At 41.0% G+C, this 19,364-nt stretch carries 21 protein-coding genes; 17 read left to right on the plus strand and 4 right to left on the minus strand.

From position 1 onward, the window contains the following. Positions 1 to 99 precede the first annotated feature (99 nt). The gene (locus GD002_RS04650; RefSeq protein WP_153731183.1) at positions 100 to 978 is read right to left on the minus strand and encodes a glycerophosphodiester phosphodiesterase; all 879 of its coding nucleotides are present in this window, start codon (positions 976 to 978) and stop codon (positions 100 to 102) included. Positions 979 to 1,750: 772 nt separating this feature from the next. Here GD002_RS04650 and GD002_RS04655 point away from each other — a divergent pair. Beyond that, the gene (locus GD002_RS04655) at positions 1,751 to 2,023 is read left to right on the plus strand and encodes a YlbG family protein (protein WP_153731184.1); all 273 of its coding nucleotides are present in this window, start codon (positions 1,751 to 1,753) and stop codon (positions 2,021 to 2,023) included. A gap of 17 nt (positions 2,024 to 2,040) precedes the next feature. On the opposite strand, the gene GD002_RS04660 is transcribed toward GD002_RS04655, so the two are convergent. Next, entirely contained in the window at positions 2,041 to 2,436 is a 396-nt protein-coding gene (locus GD002_RS04660) for a DUF7147 family protein (protein ID WP_153731185.1), read from the minus strand. A gap of 145 nt (positions 2,437 to 2,581) precedes the next feature. Between GD002_RS04660 and GD002_RS04665 the strand changes: the two genes are divergently transcribed. Genes GD002_RS04665 through coaD form a run of 3 tightly spaced genes read left to right on the plus strand, consistent with a single transcriptional unit; the run spans position 2,582 to position 5,065 of the window. Continuing rightward, positions 2,582 to 4,024 carry a hypothetical protein gene (locus GD002_RS04665; protein WP_153731186.1) on the plus strand — a complete coding sequence of 481 codons (1,443 nt, stop codon included), beginning with the start codon at positions 2,582 to 2,584 and terminating at the stop codon, positions 4,022 to 4,024. Beyond that, positions 4,021 to 4,575 carry a 16S rRNA (guanine(966)-N(2))-methyltransferase RsmD gene (gene rsmD, locus GD002_RS04670; protein ID WP_153731187.1) on the plus strand — a complete coding sequence of 185 codons (555 nt, stop codon included), beginning with the start codon at positions 4,021 to 4,023 and terminating at the stop codon, positions 4,573 to 4,575. The genes GD002_RS04665 and rsmD overlap by 4 nt, the downstream gene beginning before the upstream one ends. A gap of 4 nt (positions 4,576 to 4,579) precedes the next feature. Beyond that, entirely contained in the window at positions 4,580 to 5,065 is a 486-nt protein-coding gene (coaD, locus tag GD002_RS04675) for a pantetheine-phosphate adenylyltransferase (RefSeq protein ID WP_153731188.1), read from the plus strand. An 87-nt stretch (positions 5,066 to 5,152) separates the two neighbouring features. Here the strand turns inward: coaD and GD002_RS04680 are convergent, their stop codons facing one another. Continuing rightward, positions 5,153 to 6,040 carry a hypothetical protein gene (locus tag GD002_RS04680; RefSeq protein ID WP_153731189.1) on the minus strand — a complete coding sequence of 296 codons (888 nt, stop codon included), beginning with the start codon at positions 6,038 to 6,040 and terminating at the stop codon, positions 5,153 to 5,155. Between the two features lie 128 nt (positions 6,041 to 6,168). Between GD002_RS04680 and GD002_RS04685 the strand changes: the two genes are divergently transcribed. Then, a complete protein-coding gene (locus GD002_RS04685) occupies positions 6,169 to 7,215 on the plus strand; it encodes a SepM family pheromone-processing serine protease (protein WP_153731190.1) in 1,047 nt (348 codons plus the stop codon). An 8-nt stretch (positions 7,216 to 7,223) separates the two neighbouring features. On the opposite strand, the gene GD002_RS04690 is transcribed toward GD002_RS04685, so the two are convergent. Continuing rightward, complete coding sequence (locus GD002_RS04690; protein ID WP_153731191.1) at positions 7,224 to 8,426, minus strand: nucleotidyltransferase; 1,203 nt, start codon at positions 8,424 to 8,426, stop codon at positions 7,224 to 7,226. 126 nt (positions 8,427 to 8,552) lie between these two features. On the opposite strand from GD002_RS04690, the gene GD002_RS04695 reads away from it, so the two are divergent. From GD002_RS04695 to GD002_RS04750, 12 genes are all read left to right on the plus strand, one after another. Further along, on the plus strand, positions 8,553 to 9,086 hold the full coding sequence (locus GD002_RS04695) for a YceD family protein (RefSeq protein WP_153731192.1): 534 nt from the start codon (positions 8,553 to 8,555) through the stop codon (positions 9,084 to 9,086). Positions 9,087 to 9,110: 24 nt separating this feature from the next. Then, entirely contained in the window at positions 9,111 to 9,284 is a 174-nt protein-coding gene (gene rpmF / locus GD002_RS04700; RefSeq protein WP_009765612.1) for a 50S ribosomal protein L32, read from the plus strand. Between the two features lie 104 nt (positions 9,285 to 9,388). Beyond that, positions 9,389 to 10,150, plus strand: coding sequence for an enoyl-CoA hydratase/isomerase family protein (locus tag GD002_RS04705; protein ID WP_228548303.1), 762 nt, complete (start codon positions 9,389 to 9,391; stop codon positions 10,148 to 10,150). Positions 10,151 to 10,287: 137 nt separating this feature from the next. Next, entirely contained in the window at positions 10,288 to 10,503 is a 216-nt protein-coding gene (locus GD002_RS04710) for a biotin/lipoyl-containing protein (protein WP_153731194.1), read from the plus strand. A 19-nt stretch (positions 10,504 to 10,522) separates the two neighbouring features. Beyond that, positions 10,523 to 12,073 (plus strand): acyl-CoA carboxylase subunit beta, encoded by a 1,551-nt coding sequence (locus GD002_RS04715; protein ID WP_153731195.1) that lies wholly within the window; start codon positions 10,523 to 10,525, stop codon positions 12,071 to 12,073. A 59-nt stretch (positions 12,074 to 12,132) separates the two neighbouring features. Then, on the plus strand, positions 12,133 to 13,029 hold the full coding sequence (locus GD002_RS04720; RefSeq protein WP_153731196.1) for a ketopantoate reductase family protein: 897 nt from the start codon (positions 12,133 to 12,135) through the stop codon (positions 13,027 to 13,029). After that, the gene (locus GD002_RS04725) at positions 13,029 to 13,409 is read left to right on the plus strand and encodes a DUF3397 domain-containing protein (RefSeq protein WP_153731197.1); all 381 of its coding nucleotides are present in this window, start codon (positions 13,029 to 13,031) and stop codon (positions 13,407 to 13,409) included. Before GD002_RS04720 ends, GD002_RS04725 begins: the two co-directional genes overlap by 1 nt. A gap of 86 nt (positions 13,410 to 13,495) precedes the next feature. Continuing rightward, positions 13,496 to 15,112 carry a bacillithiol biosynthesis cysteine-adding enzyme BshC gene (bshC, locus tag GD002_RS04730; RefSeq protein WP_153731198.1) on the plus strand — a complete coding sequence of 539 codons (1,617 nt, stop codon included), beginning with the start codon at positions 13,496 to 13,498 and terminating at the stop codon, positions 15,110 to 15,112. A 235-nt stretch (positions 15,113 to 15,347) separates the two neighbouring features. Beyond that, the gene (gene mraZ, locus GD002_RS04735; protein ID WP_153731382.1) at positions 15,348 to 15,779 is read left to right on the plus strand and encodes a division/cell wall cluster transcriptional repressor MraZ; all 432 of its coding nucleotides are present in this window, start codon (positions 15,348 to 15,350) and stop codon (positions 15,777 to 15,779) included. A 32-nt stretch (positions 15,780 to 15,811) separates the two neighbouring features. After that, positions 15,812 to 16,744 (plus strand): 16S rRNA (cytosine(1402)-N(4))-methyltransferase RsmH, encoded by a 933-nt coding sequence (rsmH, locus tag GD002_RS04740; RefSeq protein WP_153731199.1) that lies wholly within the window; start codon positions 15,812 to 15,814, stop codon positions 16,742 to 16,744. Between the two features lie 18 nt (positions 16,745 to 16,762). Then, complete coding sequence (ftsL, locus tag GD002_RS04745) at positions 16,763 to 17,131, plus strand: cell division protein FtsL (protein WP_153731200.1); 369 nt, start codon at positions 16,763 to 16,765, stop codon at positions 17,129 to 17,131. 32 nt (positions 17,132 to 17,163) lie between these two features. Beyond that, positions 17,164 to 19,344 carry a penicillin-binding protein gene (locus GD002_RS04750; RefSeq protein ID WP_228548304.1) on the plus strand — a complete coding sequence of 727 codons (2,181 nt, stop codon included), beginning with the start codon at positions 17,164 to 17,166 and terminating at the stop codon, positions 19,342 to 19,344. The last annotated feature ends 20 nt before the right edge of the window (positions 19,345 to 19,364 follow it).

Genomic DNA, 19,364 nt, shown 5'->3' on the forward strand with positions numbered 1-19,364 from the left:
TTCTCTGATTTTAGTACCGAAATGACAAAAGGGTTGGAAATCGTTACGATTTCCAACCCTTTTGTCTACAGTCTGAACCCTACATTGAAATGTAGGGTTTTAATTTTCGTTAAAATATTTCAAGATATGATCAGGGGTTTTCGTAACGAATCCGCCAACCTCTAGTTTCGATAGTTTTTGGATATCGGCAGTATCCGATAACTCATAAAATACCGTAATATTCAGCTGATGTAAAAAGTCTACAAATCCTTCTGATACGAGGGGGAATATACCGAGTTTTTCAGGCAGATAAAATAAGTCGGCATTCGGTTTGTATAAATGACCAAATTTGCTAGTATATGCTACATAGGCTTTTTTGATTTCTTCACTGCCCGCACCTAAAGCTACAGAATTTTGTGCATATAAATTAAAGCGATCAATTTGTTCATCATACGAACTAGTCACCACTACTCGATCAGCAGCATCCATCTCTTTCAACAAACGCCATAATTTTGAGGGGATCAAGCTACCTTCATACGTATTTGGCGAATCACTCATCGAAATGATAATAAGTAACTGGGGGAACATTTCCAACAGCTCTCGTAAAGAGATAATCGTCGTAGTATTAGGATGTACAGATTGCTCGGATTGGTCAGAAATAGAACCATATTCACTTTTTAATTCTGCTAACGTGAAGTCAGCGATAGTACCCGAACATGCTATCTCTTTGCTAGGAGACACTATGATTTCTTCATCTTTGGTTAGCTGGATATCCGCAACAAATCCGTGAACGCCCAAATCTGCTGCATTTGTGTATGCTGTGAGCGAATGGATTGAAGAGTCTTCAACATGATCAATATTTGCTATAACAGCAATTTCAGAAAATTGAAGCGCTTTCTTTAGTGCACGCGGCTCTGGCTTTACGACAACTTTGGAAGCAGCCCAAGCAGCAACGCTCGCAGCCCCTACAGTTAAAGCAACTTTTGTTTTCCTACCCACTCTATAACCTCCTCAGTTACTACAGGAACTCTGCTATTTTTCCTCAATCAGCTTAAACTGAATGAATGCTTATATCTAACTTAGTGTAACCTATTCGTTTGAAGTTGTGCAATCATTGAATCAAAGAATTCGAAGTTATATAGATTGAATTCATGTGATTTTCCAGGTTTATAGTTTTGGTTGTATGTCCTGTTACCGCAACAGCAGACCTCGCAGTTGATTGTGAATCAATCAAATTACAGTTCCTGTTGGTGGATTGCTTTTATTAAGGGAAGTAAGTGGGTGAGTGGTCCTGTTACCGCTGCGGCGCTGGGGGATTGCCTTTCGCCAGGAGCCAACTAGCAAAGGGCGCTAGTTGTCTCCTAGCTTCGGCTGACCCCGCAGTTGCGCCTTCGCTGGTGAGTGGTAAGTTTAGGGAGAGTTATCCCGTTTTGTTGCTGATCTTGTTCAAGCGATCTTTTTATTAGTGTGTGTGTGAGTGGTTCTGTTACCGCTACGGTGCTGGGGGGATTGCCTGACGCCAGGAGCTAACTAGCAAAGGGCGCTAGTTGTCTCGTGGCGTCAGGCCGATTCCGCAAGTTGCGCTTACGCTAGATTGGGGTATGGGACATATCCTCGAGCACTCGCTAGCTTAATTATCCACCAGATAAATAAATTTGACTCGTCTTATATAATTATTTTCAAACAGGTCTGCTCTATACATTTGATAAGCAAGGTTGCAGGACTTTTCTCACCTATGGTATTGTATGGAGTAAGAAAGAGGGGGAGAATCATGATTGATCGACAAGGAATAATTGTCTATCTCCATCATTTAAAACAAGCGAAATCACTACGTAAATTTGGGCATGTCCATTATATTTCCAAAAGGATGAAATATGTTGTTCTATACTGTGATCAAGACGAAGTAGAAGGGACCATTAGCAAATTAGAACGGTTGTCTGCTGTGAAAAAAGTTTTGCCTTCGTACCGTCCATTCGTAAGCACAGTATACGAAAACGCCAAGCCAGATAAAGCGAAAGAATACGATTATAAAACGGGTCTATAACTAGTTATGAACACTTTTTAGTGAAGTGGTGGCAGTAAGTGATTCAAACGCAATATACCGATAATATATTGGTAAAACAATTCTTTTTCCGCGAATTGAGATGAATGCTTAATTTCTAATCTCACAGGCGTGCTATTAAGCTTCTCTGCATGCTCAACAAATAAGTCGTATCGTTTTGATGTTTTGTTTTCAGAATGTCTAATACCTTCCCTGCAGAGATAAATTGGCATGTAATGGCTATCGGATCGTGCAGGGGAAAAAGAAACTGCTAATGATAGATGTTCGCCCGAATCAGTTTCAGACGAAAAAATATAGGATTTAAAAATTCTATGGGAATTTGTAGACATTAACTCGAATAACTCGTAAATGTCACTATAACCTTCTCCTAGTTCAATAAAACGTTGTTGGATCATATTAAAGATCTTCCTTTCAAGCAATTTGTTTTGTTCTATAGTAATGATCGTGTAAATGTACCGTCCTTTAGCTATCTTGGATAAATTGCGAAAGGACAGTTGGAATGGATCATATCCATCATACCATGTGATGAGGTGTTGTACTTTGAAAACTATCATTAGGATTTTTCTTTTATTAGTGGGTGTAAATGCAGGACTCATTTATTTACATTATAGTCAATCTGCGACTGCGAATGGAGAGAAAAATCATCCTGATACGTACCGTCAAGAAATTGAAGTCATTAATCGGGCAGATGGATTGTACATTCGTCATCACTTTTATGACTTAGCTACAGGGCGATATGAAATTATATGGCCAGAAGGTAGTATAGATCAAGGTTGCTGGAAAGAAGATTCCGATACGTGTTCTCGGTTAAATGAAGCGGGAATCGTATTTGATGAAGGCGAACGGGATCAGCAGTCTATTACGTATAAAATACCGAAAAAAGAGCCGCTGAGAGGGCGTAAATTATTTAAAGCACCTTTCGCACTCTTGCAGGATGCTAAACCGTTGACAACTGTTTTTCATATGACAGATGAACAAAATATTGGCGGTATGTGGGTGAATGGTCTGGAACGGGTCGGTATAGCAGATAAAGAGCGGATTACGTACCGACTATATCGTGGAGTTGGCTTCGTTAATGAATTGTATTGGCAATCAAATGCTATACCTATTTCATATTCTGGAAACAAAATGTCAGTCTACGGGGAAGGTGTCGAGAAAAAGCAGATTGACCAAATGGAAAAGATGCTAGAGGAAATCGGTGGTGATCATGTGAGTGTGATTCTGTCTCCAAGGAATCAGACATTGTACGCTCAACGCTTTGTAGTGGATAAACCAGAGAACATGAGTAACGTTTTAAAGCAAATGGCTAGAATGAGCGTCCAGTCACGATTTATGATTCCAGCAGATGAGCCGTCTATGAATAGCATGCTTGCCTCGATCCTCGGAGATCAAGCAGTGGGTACAAAAGCGGAACAAGGAGCTTTCAATCGTCTGAAGGAGTCACTATCAGAGGAGCAATTTAACATGTTTCGTCAAAAAGTGCGAGATCAAATTGGTCAAAAGCTTGCGGCTAAAGAGTTGGATCATCTACTACTGGAAGTGACGAGTTTTGAAACACAGTATTTCCAGAAAACGATGCATGAGCAGCGATATAGTTATCCGTTTTTATTGATGGATCCTCGAAAGGTGCTTTTGGATGGAAATGAGTTGAAAGAGGCGAAGGTGGTCGTACTAGAGGGAAAAAGCTTTTATCCTGCTGATGAGATATTAACGCAGATGGGTTATGAAATCACTTCAAATAAACAGTCCATCTATATTGAAAGTCCAAAACGTCATTATCGTTTTTCAAAAGTGGAACCATTTTATGTATTAAATGATCGAAAGTATGACTATCTAGAAAAGCCATATACAGTGATCAATAAAAAATTGTATTTTGATGAAAATTGGCTAAGACGCATATTTTTAGTGCTGATCGAAAAGTCCGATGAGTCAATTGCTGTTGAACAAATTGAACAGCTTATAAAGGAGATGGAAAAAGAGTGAGAGTCATTTCCGGTTCCAGAAAAGGTACGCCATTAAAGTCTTTGCCTGGTACTTCCACAAGGCCGACATCTGACAAAGTGAAAGAGTCAGTATTCAATAAAATTGGACCATATTTTGAAGGAGGAACTGTCGTCGAGCTTTTCGGTGGCAGTGGCTCCATCGCCATAGAGGCATTATCAAGAGGAATGGATCAAGCGATTGTATTTGAAAAAAACTCGAAAGCTTGTGCTGTAATTACATCCAATTCCGAAAAATGCCGTTTTGAAGATTTATTACATATTGAAAGAAAAGACGCGCGACAAGCAGCCAAGGTTTTAAAGCAAAGAAGTGTAGTCATTGACTTATTATTTATTGACCCTCCCTATGCAGCAGTGGAATACTATGATCTGATCAAAGAGATGGTGAATGAAGATTTATTAGCAGAAGATGCAATGATCGTTTGTGAGCATGAGAAACATGTAACGATGCCAGAACAGTACGAAGCGTATACAAAAATTAATTCGGCAGTTTATGGAAATACAGCTATCACTATTTATGAGAAAAGAGGATAAGCGTATGGCGAAAATCGCGATTGTGCCGGGCAGTTTTGATCCGGTGACGAATGGACATTTGGATATTATACAAAGAGCAGCTAGAACTTTTCCTGAAGTGCATGTAGCTGTCATGAATAACTCTTCGAAAAAACCGCTCTTTTCTGTAGAGGAACGAATAGCACTTATCCAAGAAGTGACGTCTCAATATGGCAATGTGTCCATTGATTCTTCATCAGGATTGTTGATAGACTACGCTCATAAAATTAATGCATCTGTGATTGTTCGTGGATTACGGGCGATTTCGGATTTTGAGTATGAGATGCAAATCACATCGATGAATAGAGTGCTGGATGAAAGTATCGAGACGTTTTTTGTCATGACGAAGAGCCAGTATTCATTCTTGAGCTCTAGTATCGTCAAAGAGGTTGCGCAATACGGAGGAGATGTATCCTCTCTAGTGCCTGCCCATGTCAATGATGCACTGATTCGTAAGTTCAATAAGGAATGAATTCTTGAAAAAACGACATACTTCAGGATGGTTATGATGAATTTATCATCATAACCATTTTTAATTTTGATAAATCGACTGCTAAATCTAATACATCAAAATGAACAGCAACGGCACGAGCAAGGTGTTCCATACCCTGCCAATAATATAGGGGAGGATACCGATGCCAGCGGTTTTTGCTAGCGTCATGACTTGCATATGGATGCTCAGGCCGTTGATCGAGATAATGGCAGCAATCAACAGCGGATAGATTGTGTCCCCGCTAAAATGCTCTGTTGCGGATTGGACGCCGGATGTCATTTCAAATATTGCTAATAATAAGGTTTTGGTAATCTCCATGTCGACCGGGAAAATGGAGGAGATTAGATGTGATAAGACGTTGCCGAGTGAAGAGAAAAAGATCACTGTAGTAGCTACTAACAAAATGACGGATGAACTATCTTTGATGGAGCTAAGTAGCGGCGACATTTTTTTATCCTGTTCCACGGGTGTCGTTCTCACTGTATTCACACGTTGTTTTCGTAAAATGAACAGCGATAAGAAGAAAAATAACAAGTTCGCCAAATGAATCGCGATGAGTAGTTTCCAACCACTTGATACGCTGCCAAACAATTCATTTCCAACAAAGCCAATGATGAACATCGGACCAGGTGCATGACAAGATGCCAATAACAAACTGCTTTCTACGGTTGAGATTTCTCCGTTTTTTTTCATTTCGCTAACTGTCACGGCACCTACAGGAAACCCTCCAAACGAGCCGAGTACATAGGCTTTTATGTATCTGTTCCATTGACTCGTATGAAGGTGATTGCTAGGCATTTTCAACAACCATTGCGTTAAAATAATATAAGGCAGCAAATAAGGAAGCAAGGCATGAATAAATAATTGGGCACCTGAGACAGCCCCTGCGTGTGCTACATCAGGCTGAATAATGAATAAAATGATCAGTGCCCAAATGACAGTAACGTTGATCATAGGCAAGTGTGGCGGATAGGAAAATGATTATGCATTTGTACCTCTCCTTCCTAATTTTTGAACTACATTGAAATCTACCGTAATATATATGTTGGATTCGTACAGGCTATTAATGGAGGTGTGCTTTTATGAAAATGCGTAAATGGGGGATAGTAGCTATAATCCTTGCGCTCGTAGCGGTTCTGGCTCTTTATCCGTTAGATATGTATATTTCTCGGCCGGGTGGGGCTTATAATTTAAAACCCCTTGTGGAAGTGGTGGGGGGAGATCAAGATGAGCAAGGAACATTTAGTTTGATGACAATAGCAATTGGGAAAGCAACGCCTATAACCTACGCATTTTCTCATGTATCAGACAAAATGAAGCTGTTGCCGGCTGCTAATGTGAGAAGGCACGGAGAAAATGACGAAGAGTATTCTATACGACAAAAGAAATTAATGACAGATTCCAAGATGCACGCGATTTCTGTAGCGTTTGAGAAAACAGGACTGCCTATTGAAAGGATTTTTAAGGGGATTTATATAGTAGGTGTAGTACCTGAAGGGGCTGCGGTAGGGAAATTACAAGTGGGGGATCTGATCCAGTCTATTGACCAAAAGAAACTATCTTCCGCCCAGGAATTCATGGATGAAATTGGAGATAAATCTGCAGGGGAAAACGTGAGCCTCCAAGTGAAGCGTGGAGGACAGGTATTGACAATTCCGTTACAATTACAAACACTTCCGGGTACAGACAAGCGAGTGGGGCTGGGCATTCAATTTGAGGAAGAGATAGAACTTCGAACGGAACCGAAAGTGGATATTCATACGGAAGATATCGGAGGACCTTCAGCTGGCTTGATGTTCACCCTAGAGCTAATGAATCGGTTGTTGGATGAAGATCTGACAAAAGGATACAATATAGCTGGAACTGGGGAAATGCTGGAAGATGGAACAGTCGGGCGTATCGGTGGTATCGACTTTAAAGTAATTGCGGCAGATCGCCAGGATATTGAAATATTTTTTGCTCCAGACGATGAATTGCCGATAGAAGTGAAACGGAAAAACCCACAGCTTGTATCCAATTATGAAGAAGCAAAAACGACAGCTGATAAAATTGGCACGAAAATGAAAATCGTGCCAGTGAAAACAGTGGATGATGCGTTACGTTATTTAGAACAGCTAGAAGAGAAATAAATATATTTTTACAGAAAGATTGGCGGGGTTCGGTAATCCAGACCAAGTGAGGAAGCGGACGATTGGATGCCACACATATAAATATCTGTACTTTTTATATCCATTAGTAAAGAACAGTCTGAATGGGAGGCCACCCTACTGACAAGGGGTAATGGTAACTGTTTTTTCACGGACTGTAAGTAGGTTCTTCCTGTCTCTGACATGCCCAGCAGTCGTAGATAGGAAGGGGTGTTAATCTGTGCTCGAGTCGTTTTACGATAACCCGTTAAAATATGCACAAGCATTCGCTGGATTCTTGTCCATGTGTAGCGTTTTGATTTGACGGCTTGCATAAAACCTTGGAAGGTATTTTGTTCTTTTGCAGCCCGAAAAAGTAAACATTCAATTCCTTCCGTAATGTCAGCAATCTCTATCAGGCGTTCTGGCTCTTCGCGAAGAATACTGTAACGGAGAAGAGGATAGAGATTTTCCCAGCTTTGAAACCCATATTGATGCCCCCAGTTCTTCAAGTAATGAAAAGAAGCTGATGGCATGAACGGTTGCACATCTGGAACTGAATTGTTTGTGAAAATCGTATGTCTAATGCTCGTCGCACTCGCTATTGAATCCGTAGGTAACGTAGGATCATGGTAATGCGTTCCTTTTCGCTCCACCGTTACGGGGATCATAGTTGATTGTATTTCTTTTGCCGCTTGCATGTAATGAAATCCTAAAATATTATTTGGTTCGGATAGGTCTGCTAAGGCAATTTCCCTATCGCTGGAGATGGACTCGTAACCTTTACGCAATGCATTTGGATAGCTTATCCCTGCTTTCATTGATTCTTTTATCGTTTCTTCATAAACCTGTTGGTGTTCAGAAATCAATGTAAGGCTATTAGTAAATGGTAAAATGGCTCCTTCTTCACTGCCGAAACAAAAATAGCGGCAATACAGCGCTTCTAAAAGTTGAATTGCACCTGAAGCGAATTGAGGTGCGTGAGCGGTAGCAAATGCATAGGGCAGTTCAATCACTAGATCTGCACCGCCTGCAAGAGCCATTTTGGTGCGTGTCCATTTATCTACGATGGCTGGTTCACCTCTTTGAAGAAAATGCCCACTCATCACAGCGATGATCACATCCGCATCAGTTTGTCTTTTCGCTTCTTTCAGATGAAAGAGGTGCCCATTATGAAATGGATTATATTCAACGACAATTCCGGTAGCTATCAATGGAATCCTCCTCTCAACTCGTGTATAGTGAATTATAGCGTGTAGCGAGTTGAAGTGACAAGAAAATATCTTGACATCCCTTATTTTACATACTATAATCAACATTGTTGTCTTGAGGTGATAGACATGAAATGGTCCATTCATCAATTACGGAAACATAGGCAAGGCCCGCTACTGCTTGACGAAGTAGTAAATTTAGATTCCGTTAAAAAACGGAATGACGAAATTAGGGCAATTACGCCTGTTCGAGTAAGCGGAACATGTTCAATTGGTGAGAAAAAGTTAACATGCCAGCTCCGGCTAGAAGGTTCGATAATTTTGCCTTGTGCACGTACGTGGGAAGACGTCGATTATCCTTTCTCCATTGAATCAGTTGAACAATTCAGCTGGGACCCGGAGACGCTTCAAACAGATGATGAAATTCATCCAGTTGAAGGGGAAGTAATCGATTTTACGCCTGTATTGGAAGAACTTATTTTGCTGGAAATCCCGATGCAAGTATTCTGTGATTCAGCAGAAGATAGGCAGCAGGCGGAAGGTAAAGGTTGGTCCTATACAACCGATGAAGAATTGGAAGCGCAACGGACAGAAGAAGCAGAAGAAAAAGTGGATCCTCGATTAGCGGGATTGGCTAATTTTTTTGAAACCGATAAAGAGTAAACCCTTATAAGGAGGTGCCCCCCAATGGCAGTACCAAAAAGAAGAACTTCTAAAACGAAGAAAAATATGCGTCGAACTCATTTCAAAATTGAAGCGCCAGGTATGACTACTTGCGAAAACTGTGGCGAAATGAAATTGGCACACCACGTTTGCAAATCATGCGGACACTACAAAGGAAAAGACGTTGTAGGCGAATAATAAGATTCACACAGCGAATAGAAGACTACCCAGAGACCATGGCTCAGGGTAGTCTTTTTTGTTTTTTAAAAAGATGGTATGCTAGAAAAAAAGGGGGAATTATTTTGTCATATTCATTCAGTATTGAGAATTCGATCGCGTATTTTACGATCCAACGACCTGAAATGAGAAATGCGATAAATTATGATGTCATGGAAGGTCTAGAAGAATACTTGGATCGTATTGAAGACGATCCAGAAATTTCATTCGCTGTCATAACCGGAGAAGGAAATCTGGCGTTTTGTTCTGGCGGTGATCTAAGTGATTTTCATGGATTTGAAACGGCAGAGGATGCTTGGCCTATGCTGAGTAGAGGGGCAACTATACTCTATAGAATTGCTACATTGCCCATGCCGACTATTGCCGTAGTAAATGGTGCTGCAGTCGGTGGCGGTTGTGAATTAGCTACTGCATGTGACTATCGTTTAGTTGCATCACATGCGAAAGTAGGTTTCATTCAAGGGACTTTAGCCATCACTTCAGGCTGGGGTGGCGCAACATTGCTGTTTGAGAAAAATGGCCCGCATGATCAGCTTCTTCAGATGACGAGCAGAGCGAGCGTTCATTCGGCAGATGATGTAAAGCAGCTTGGATGGGCTACTGAAATCTATGAGGGAGATGTTGACGTAGCACTGGAGCAATTTTTAGCGCCCATGCTAAAAGTGCATCGTAATGTCCATCGTGCATATAAAACAATTGCTACAAGGAAATGGAAAACAAATAATTTGCAGCAAGCGATGCAGGAAGAAGCGCGTGTCTGCTCTGTACTCTGGGAAAGCGAAGCGCATCATGAAGCTGTCCAGCAATTCTTAACAAAAAGCAAGTAAAGTTCGAGTCGTGACAGACATACACTGTTGATGCAGCTATATATTTACTTGTAAACGGTTTCAGAGATGAGATACACTAAATGGAAGACGTCCTATGTAAAACCATCTAGACCAATAGAATAAGAGGAGTGATTGTGATGCATGAAGTGAAAGCGGCCATGGCAGGTACAATTTTTTCGATTGAAGTCAAAGTGGGAGAAACGATTACTAAAGGACAAGTGGTCATCATTATGGAATCGATGAAAATGGAGATTCCATTAGAGGCGGAGATTGATGGAACGGTTATGGCTATTAACGGAAATGAAGGAGATTTCGTAAACGAAGACGATGTGTTAGTCACAATCCAATCTTGAGGGAAGGTGGAGAGATTTCTTGACAAATGAATCGACAAAGACGGCTTATAATGCAAGGCTAGAGGAGATTATTGCTCGAATCTCAGGGGGCGGACCTGAAAAGTACCACCAGAAGTTAGAGGAACAAGGAAAATTGTTCGTCCGAGAGCGTTTGGGTTTATTATTTGATGAAGGAAAATATGTAGAAGATGGAAAGTTAGCTAATTGTGAAGCGGATGATCTTCCGGCTGATGGTGTCGTGACGGCAACAGGGAAAATCAACGGACAAACAGTATGCGTGATGGCGAACGATTCCACAGTGAAGGCTGGTTCATGGGGAGCACGGACAGTAGAAAAAATCATCCGGATCCAAGAGATAGCCGAAAAGTTGCGTGTTCCTTTGTTATATTTAGTCGATTCTGCAGGAGCTAGAATTACGGATCAATTAGATATGTTTCCAAATCGCCGAGGAGCAGGGCGGATTTTCCACAATCAAGTGCGCTTGTCAGGTATGATTCCTCAAGTATGTATATTATTCGGATCATCCGCTGCAGGTGGTGCGTATATCCCTGCTTTCTGTGACGTCGTCATTATGGTCGAAGGGAATGCATCCATGTATTTGGGATCCCCAAGGATGGCGGAAAAAGTCATTGGAGAAAAAGTGACACTGGAAGAAATGGGCGGTGCACGCATGCATTGCACGGTTAGCGGATGTGGAGATGTCCTAGTCGACAACGAGGAGCAAGCAATAGTTGAAGCCCGCAGATATTTATCCTACTTCCCTGCGCATTATGAAGCGCCTCCTAAGTTGGCGAAAGCAGGCCGGGTTAAAGAAGGGCGACAATTAGAAGAGATCATTCCTGAACATCAAAACGCACCGTTTGATATGTATGAAGCGATCGAACAATTGGTGGATGAAAATAGTCTATTTGAGATTAAACGACTGTTTGCTCCGGAAGTCATCACCACACTTGCTCGGATCGAAGGTCGTCCAGTCGGGGTGATCGCGAATCAGCCTAAAGTAAAAGGAGGCGTATTGTTTGTCGACTCAGCTGATAAGGTGACCAAGTTCATTACATTATGTGATGCATTTTCCATTCCGCTTTTATTTCTTGCTGATGTTCCTGGCTTTATGATTGGTACAAAGGTAGAGCGGCAAGGGATTATTCGTCATGGTGCGAAGCTTATTATGGCGATGAGCTCTGCTACGGTTCCTAAAATTTCAGTGATTGTCCGCAAGGCATATGGAGCCGGCTTATACGCGATGGCAGGGCCTGCTTTTGAGCCAGATGTCTGTATTGCGCTACCAACTGCACAAATTGCTGTCATGGGACCTGAGGCTGCTGTCAATGCGGTCTATTCCAACAAAATCGAAGCGATCACGGATCCGAAAGAACGAATTGCTTTTAGTAAGGAGAAAATAGAGGAATATAAACAGGAAATTGATATTTATAAGATGGCTTCTGAACTGATCATCGATGAAATTGTGGCTCCCCATAATCTTCGAAGTGTATTAGCTAATAGGTTCGATTATTATGAATCAAAAGTAATAGCTCGTTCTCCGAGAAAACATCCTGTCTATCCTGTATAATAGAATCATTTAAGAGAGACACGTTAGACGGGTCTCTCTTTTTCAAGGAGGACCTATATATGCGGGTTGTAGTAGTTGGGGCAGGCTCTATTGGATTGTTAATTGGCTCCTATTTAGCGCAACATAAAGCAAATGTGACTTTTTGGGTACGACGGGAAGAACAGGCTATTCAGTTGAGGGAAGGCTTAATTCGGTTAGATAGTATGGGTGCTCATGACCATTTCGCCGTACGTGCTGTAGTAGCTCCTGAAGAGTTGCCGATTGACGCATTGTGGATTATAGCTGTGAAATATGACGCGTTGCCTGAAGTCTTGCTATCGATCAGTACATTGAAAAAACAGCCAGACCTATTGTTCGTCCAAAATGGAATTGGTCACGTGTCTGTTATTGACCAGTACCAACTTACACATGTATCTTTTGCGACGGTGGAGCATGGAGCCAAACGAATAGATGATCGAACGGTTCGACATAATGGTGTAGGTCCTATCACGATTGCTGCTGATGAAAGAATAGATCACATGATCCGATGGTTACAATGTATTGATGTAGAGCACTTCCCGATTAACACTCATACAAATGCCGAAAAATTGCTACTCAGAAAAGTGATCATTAATTGCGCGATTAATCCATTGACAGCGATTCTGCAAGTAAGAAATGGTCAATTACTTGATAATGTCTATTTTCTACAATTGTTTAATCAGCTGTGTGACGAATTATTATCCAACTTTCCAGAAATGGAAAAAGAATTATCTTATGAGGACATCGCTTCTGTATGTCGCAGAACTGCTAGCAATCAATCTTCTATGCTAGTAGATCGTTTGAAAGGAAAACCTATGGAAATTGAGACGATTGTCACAGCGGTGTTGCAGAAAATTGAACAAAGGGGTGGGCATGCGCCGTTTTTGAAACTATTGGAAAGTATGTTATATGGTATCAATGGAAGTGAAGCGAGCTAATGGTTGAAAACATACTTGGAGGCCTTTTATTATTTCCGTTCATCATATTAATTGTATTAGTAGCGCTGGCAAAAAAACTAGGCATATCTCCATCAAGAAGATTTGGATGGGCAGTAGATTGGACAACTTCATTTTTGAGCGTGGCAGTAATTATACTCATTCATGCGATTTGGGATGAGTGGCTTGGGTTCTACGTGATGGGGGTGGTTTGTGTTCTAGCCATCATTTTTTCGGTCATCGAACGATTGAGAGTGAAAGAATTCCGAACGACGCTAGTTCTACGAAAAACATGGCGAGTATATTTTTTACTATTAACATGTTGCTATATCCTTTTAATCATCTTCGGAATCACGTGGCAAATTATACAATACGTCAACTAATTACGATCTGGTCAGGCGTATCTATTCAACCTGCCTGTATGAGATGATATACTTGCTGGAGTATTCGACATAAAGGAGTTTGTGAGATGGAACTGGACACAATAGAATTGCCTAAAAAAAATAAATTATTAGAAGCATATCAACACGATCAGCAATTTTTATATAGATTTTTTGATTATGAAGTTACATCTGTAGGATATAAAGAAAGAGCAGAGGAGTTAGCAACACGTTCTTTCCAAAGAGATGAGCTGGCATCGGTCATTGAGCAATATATGCAACCATTTGGTATATCTAAATTGGCAGAACAACATATCAAAGAGCTTTCTTCAAATGCATTGGTTGTCATCGGGGGACAGCAGGCAGGTGTGTTAACTGGCCCATTATATTCTGTACATAAAGCGATTTCCGTCATTTTATTAGCTCGCGAACAGAGGGAAGCACTTGGAAAACCTGTCATTCCTGTTTTTTGGATTGCTGGTGAAGATCATGATATTAACGAGATTAATCATACATATACAGCGCGTCAAGGGAAAGCGGTAAAGCAACAGTTTAAACAGCCGACAGTCTTAAAGAAAATGGCTTCGCATACGGTGTATGATTCAAAAGAAATGCGTACATTTATTAAAAGAATTTTCAAAAGTTATGGAGAGACGGCTTACACGCAAGATTTATTGGAAAATGTGTTGAAGACCGTTGAAGAACAACAAACGTATACGGGATTCTTCACCTCTTTGATGAATCAGTTATTTACGAAACATGGTCTGTTGCTTCTGGATGCAGCTTATAAACCACTCCGGCAATTAGAATCTGTCTATTTCTCGAAAATGATTGAGAATGCGTCGGCAATGGCTTCTAGCATTTACTCGACAGAGCAGCATTTGCATTCCATTGGGTATAATAAGCCGATTGAATCAAATGAAGAAGATGCTAATCTCTTTTACGTACATGAAACAGGCAGAGTGCTCTTGAAAAGGAAAAATAATGAATTTGTCAATGAGCAGACAGGTTTGACTTTTTCTGAGGAAGAGATGTATAAAATTGCAGAAGAACAGCCGTGGTTGTTAAGTAATAATGTAGCTACACGACCCCTTATGCAAGACTTGGTATTTCCTGTACTAGCTTTCGTGGGTGGGCCCGGAGAAATAGCTTACTGGTCGTTATTACGGGAATCTTTCCATATTCTAGGTATCCGTATGCCAGTCATAGTGCCAAGACTATCAATCAGCCTTATAACCAGACAGACACAAGAAGCGTTGAAATTGACTGGTGTAACCATCAGCCAAGTGTTCAATCATGAACTGCCGCAACTTCAAGAGAGATGGGTTCATGAGCAACGAGATGAACAGTTCGAACGACTGCTCAATGAATCGAGGCAACAGCTAAAAATGCAGTATGAGAAGATGCAAGCACATCTTCTTGAGACAGATCCAGGGCTAGTTCCGATGTTAAATAAAAATTTGCAATTTCATATAAGTCAATTCGATTATTTGCAAAGGAAAAATGAGCAGTCCTTGTTGCTGAAAAACCATGTGCAATACGAACGCTACCAACTACTTAGTGAACAGCTATTTCCAGAGGGTTCTTTACAGGAGCGTCTTTATTCGCCTTACTATTTCATTAATCAATACGGCGAAGGTTTCATCGAGCAATTACTGAAGCAACCTTATCGTTTCGATGGGGCACATCAATTGGTTTATCTGTAAATGGAGTTGACAGAACGCCTTTCACTATTATGAAGGGCGTTTTTGTTTGGTCTAATTTTGGCGGGTTTATGAAGAACATGTAGAAACTCGTGAATATCCAACGCGAATATGCACAAACCAGAGCGTAAAGAAGTACTATTGACACATTTTATTGATTATGCAAAGAAAAGTGGTTTACTGGGTGGAGGAAAGTGGGGGGATGTGGTACATTATTTCATATAGTGGGGTGAATGGTATGTTCATGGGTGAATATCAACACACAATTGATATGAAGGGCCGTCTGATCGTTCCATCTAAATTTCGGGAACTTTTGGCAGAAGGCTTTATTTTGACCCGTGGACTAGACAATTGTTTATTCGGATACCCACTAGATGAGTGGCATCGGTTGGAAGAAAAATTGAAAGCGTTGCCGGTTACGAAAAGAGATGCCCGAGCATTCACGCGTTTTTTCTTCTCAGGGGCAACTGAAGTAGGGATTGATAAGCAAGGTAGAGTAAATATTCCTGCCAACTTACTTCAATTCGCTAAAATCGAAAAAGACTGTATGGTCATCGGTGTTTCGAGCCGGATCGAAATTTGGTCTAAAGAACTTTGGGAAGCGTACTACGAGGAATCTGAACAATCGTTCAATGACATTGCAGAGAACATTATTGATTTTGACTTTTAACTTTTGATTTTTGGAAAGCAGGCGGTGTAATCATGTTTAACCATACTACTGTTTTATTGCATGAAGCCGTCGAAGGCTTGAATGTAAAGAAAGACGGCATTTATGTGGATTGTACTCTTGGTGGTGCAGGGCATAGTGAGGAAATTGTGAAATTACTCTCTCCAGAAGGACAACTCATATGCTTTGACCAAGATATGACTGCAATTGAAGCCGCAAAGAAGAAATTAGAGAAATACGCAGCACAAGTACAATTTGTGCATGCAAATTTTAAAGAACTTAAAAATGAATTAGCTAAACTGGGGATTTCTGAAGTGGATGGCATTTTGTATGACCTTGGCGTCTCATCTCCACAACTTGATACGCCGGAAAGAGGCTTTAGTTATCATCATGATGCACCATTAGACATGCGAATGGACACAACTGCCCCATTGACTGCATATGAAGTGGTGAATGAATGGCCGTATGAAGACCTAGTGAGGATATTCTTCCGTTATGGTGAAGAAAAATTTTCTAAGCAAATTGCTCGGAAGATTGAAGAGGCACGGAAGCAAGAACCCATTCTTACAACGGGTGAGCTAGCAGAACTGATCAAAACAGGTATTCCAGCAGCTGCCAGAAGGACAGGCGGTCATCCTGCAAAACGAGTCTTTCAGGCCATACGAATTGCGGTGAATGACGAGTTGGGTGCCGCGGAACAGTCACTAACAGACGCACTTGATTTACTGAGTAAGAAAGGTCGAATTAGCGTCATCACATTCCACTCGTTAGAAGATCGTTTATGTAAAAGTATTTTTAAAGAGGCGTCTTCCATACCAGACCTACCACCGAATTTACCCATAATACCAGATGGAATGGAACCTGATTTTAAACTGATTACAAGAAAGCCGATCGTTCCTACGGATGAAGAAGTGGAACGAAACAAACGGGCTAGATCAGCAAAATTACGGATTGCAGAGAAAAAGTAGAAAAGGGGAAATCGAGCAATGGGACTAGAACAACGGAAACTATACACACCATATACGCCGGAAGTCGAACAACATACAACGAAAGAACAACATGTTGTTCGCCGTGTCAAAAGACGTTTTTCTAAGGGCGAAAATATATTGTTCGCTTTATTTGCAGCATTTACAATCTTTTTTTCTTCTATGCTCTTACAGACGCATTCCGATTTAAACGCTGTAAATAAAGAAGTACAATTGATGAATAAAGAAATTGAAGAAACTACAAAACAAAATACCGAATTGTCCATCCAGGTGAGCGATAAGTCTACGTATGAGCGCATTTGGAAAAAAGCACAAGAAAATGGTTTGAACCTAAACGAAAATAACGTAAAGGTCGTGCCGGGACGATGAAGAAGTTTCGATTTCAATGGGGAGCCTTTCTTATGTTTGTAGTATACGGAGGGCTCTTTTTCATATTATTCGGCAGAATTCTATTCATCCAGTTAACTGGCCAAGTAGATGGTAAAGAGCTCGCGAAAATTGCGGCCAATCAATATGAAAAGAATTCGGTTCTACAGGCAGAACGCGGAGCGATCATAGACAGGAATGATGATCCGATTGCATCGGACACGCTGAGCTACAAGGTAGTGGCTGTACTAAGTGAAGCTGCTAGTAAAAATAGCAAAAAGAAATATCATGTCGTGGACTATGAAGAAACGGCAAAGGTATTAGCTAAGTACTTGCCGCTTGAAGAACAAGAAATATTAGCGAAAATGCACAATGCAAAAGAAGGTACATGGCAAATTGAATTTGGACGTGCAGGTAAGGATTTGAACCGAGAGACCGTCTTACGGATGGATGAAGAGCTCGAACGTAAAGGGTTATCAGGCATTTTGTTTGTAGAGGGTAAGAAACGATTTTATCCGAATGGTCGCTTTGCTTCCTATCTAGTTGGTTTTGCCCAAAAAGAAGAAACGAAAGATAAGAAAACCGTAACCGTTGGAAAGATGGGATTGGAAAAGACGTATGACAAACAATTGACCGGCAAGGATGGGAAAGTGAATTATCAGTCCGACAGTTGGGGATATATCTTGCCATCTACTAATAAAAAAATAGAGCCTCCTTTAGATGGTCATACCATCAAATTGACAATTGATAAAACGATTGAGAACTTCGTGGAAGAAGCTATGGATCAAGTGGAGAAAGAATATGCTCCCAAAAAAATGCTGGTCCTCGTGTCGAACCCGAAAACTGGTGAAATTTTAGCGATGAGTCAACGACCGACGTTTAATCCAATGACAAGAGAAGGTTTGACGGAAAACTGGTTGAATGACGCAGTAGAGCAGACAATCGAACCTGGTTCACCTATGAAGATGTTTACACTGGCGGCAGCAGTAGAAGAAGGAAAATGGGATCCGAACGCCTATTTTAAATCGGGTTCTTATAAAATTTATGATCGAACGATTCGAGATGTCAACCAAACTGGATGGGGAACGATCACCTTTCTTGAAGGTTTGCAACGCTCCTCTAACGTCGGAATGGCCTATTTGCTTGAAAGGATAGGCGACAAGAAGTTCATTGAATATGTTCACGATTTTGGCTTTGGAGAACGTGTTGGGATCGATTTGCCGAATGAAGTAAAAGGGGTCATATTGGATAAATATCCAGCAGAACGATTGACTACTTCGTATGGTCAAGGTTCTACCGTGACGCCATTGCAAATGATTCAGGCAGCTTCCGCTATTGCAAACAATGGGGTCATGATGAAACCGTATGTCATTGATCAAATTGTCGATCCAAATACAGATAAAGTGGTAGAGAATCATGAACCTGAACAGAGTGGGTCTCCGATTTCTGCAGAAACTGCAAAAAAAGTTCGAGAAATATTGGCGACTACCGTAACTTCAGAAAATGGTACGGCTCAAAAATATAAGTTACCTAACTATGCGGTAGGTGGAAAAACAGGGACTGCGGAAATACCAAGGAAAAAAGGTTCAGGTTATATGTCCGGATTTGGAAACTATTTGTATTCGTTTCTAGGAATGGCACCTATCGATGATCCACAGTTGCTAATTTATGTAACAGTTCAGCAACCTAAACTAAAGATAGGGGAATATGGTGCAGATCCTGTATCTAAAGTTTTTAACCCGATCATGGAGAACAGTTTGAAGTATTTAAATATCGCGCCTGAAAACGAAGCGGAAATACCTGTCACGAAAGTCGGCGATTATGTCGGGAACGATGCGGAAAAGGTAGTGGGCACTGCTCAACAGGATGGTTTCAAGCCGATTCTCATCGGTGAAGGTGGAAAGGTGACAGAACAAATCCCAGAAGCAGGATCAAAACTGACGGAGAACTCTATTGTACTCTTAAAGACATCGGGAAAAACGACTTTGCCAAATTTCAAAGGATGGTCCAAAAAAACGGTGCTGTCATTTAAACACCTTTCCAATCTAGATATTCGAATAAACGGTGAAGGCTATGTAATTGGCCAAAGTGTAACAAAAGGTACGAAAGTGAATGCAGATGATCCAATTGTCATTGAGTTGCGTACTCCGCAAGAACAATTCAATGATGAGAAATCTAAAGAGCAGCAAGAAGAGAAAGAAATCATTGGTGGCTAAATGAATAGGGTGCATTTTGC

This window comes from Sporosarcina obsidiansis (genome assembly GCF_009651005.1).
GTDB classification, from domain to species: Bacteria; Bacillota; Bacilli; order Bacillales_A; family Planococcaceae; genus Sporosarcina; species Sporosarcina obsidiansis.

Excerpts from the sequence above, each read along its gene's own strand:
- GD002_RS04750 (WP_228548304.1), top strand. The coding sequence starts at position 17,164 with ATGTTTGTAGTATACGGAGGGCTCTTTTTCATATTATTCGGCAGAATT.
- bshC (WP_153731198.1), top strand. The coding sequence starts at position 13,496 with ATGGAACTGGACACAATAGAATTGCCTAAAAAAAATAAATTATTAGAA.
- GD002_RS04725 (WP_153731197.1), top strand. The coding sequence starts at position 13,029 with ATGGTTGAAAACATACTTGGAGGCCTTTTATTATTTCCGTTCATCATA.
- GD002_RS04695 (WP_153731192.1), top strand. The coding sequence starts at position 8,553 with ATGAAATGGTCCATTCATCAATTACGGAAACATAGGCAAGGCCCGCTA.
- GD002_RS04720 (WP_153731196.1), top strand. The coding sequence starts at position 12,133 with ATGCGGGTTGTAGTAGTTGGGGCAGGCTCTATTGGATTGTTAATTGGC.
- rpmF (WP_009765612.1), top strand. The coding sequence starts at position 9,111 with ATGGCAGTACCAAAAAGAAGAACTTCTAAAACGAAGAAAAATATGCGT.
- GD002_RS04660 (WP_153731185.1), bottom strand. The coding sequence starts at position 2,436 with ATGATCCAACAACGTTTTATTGAACTAGGAGAAGGTTATAGTGACATT.
- rsmH (WP_153731199.1), top strand. The coding sequence starts at position 15,812 with ATGTTTAACCATACTACTGTTTTATTGCATGAAGCCGTCGAAGGCTTG.
- GD002_RS04685 (WP_153731190.1), top strand. The coding sequence starts at position 6,169 with ATGAAAATGCGTAAATGGGGGATAGTAGCTATAATCCTTGCGCTCGTA.
- GD002_RS04655 (WP_153731184.1), top strand. The coding sequence starts at position 1,751 with ATGATTGATCGACAAGGAATAATTGTCTATCTCCATCATTTAAAACAA.
- mraZ (WP_153731382.1), top strand. The coding sequence starts at position 15,348 with ATGTTCATGGGTGAATATCAACACACAATTGATATGAAGGGCCGTCTG.
- GD002_RS04680 (WP_153731189.1), bottom strand. The coding sequence starts at position 6,040 with ATGATCAACGTTACTGTCATTTGGGCACTGATCATTTTATTCATTATT.
- GD002_RS04710 (WP_153731194.1), top strand. The coding sequence starts at position 10,288 with ATGCATGAAGTGAAAGCGGCCATGGCAGGTACAATTTTTTCGATTGAA.
- ftsL (WP_153731200.1), top strand. The coding sequence starts at position 16,763 with ATGGGACTAGAACAACGGAAACTATACACACCATATACGCCGGAAGTC.
- coaD (WP_153731188.1), top strand. The coding sequence starts at position 4,580 with ATGGCGAAAATCGCGATTGTGCCGGGCAGTTTTGATCCGGTGACGAAT.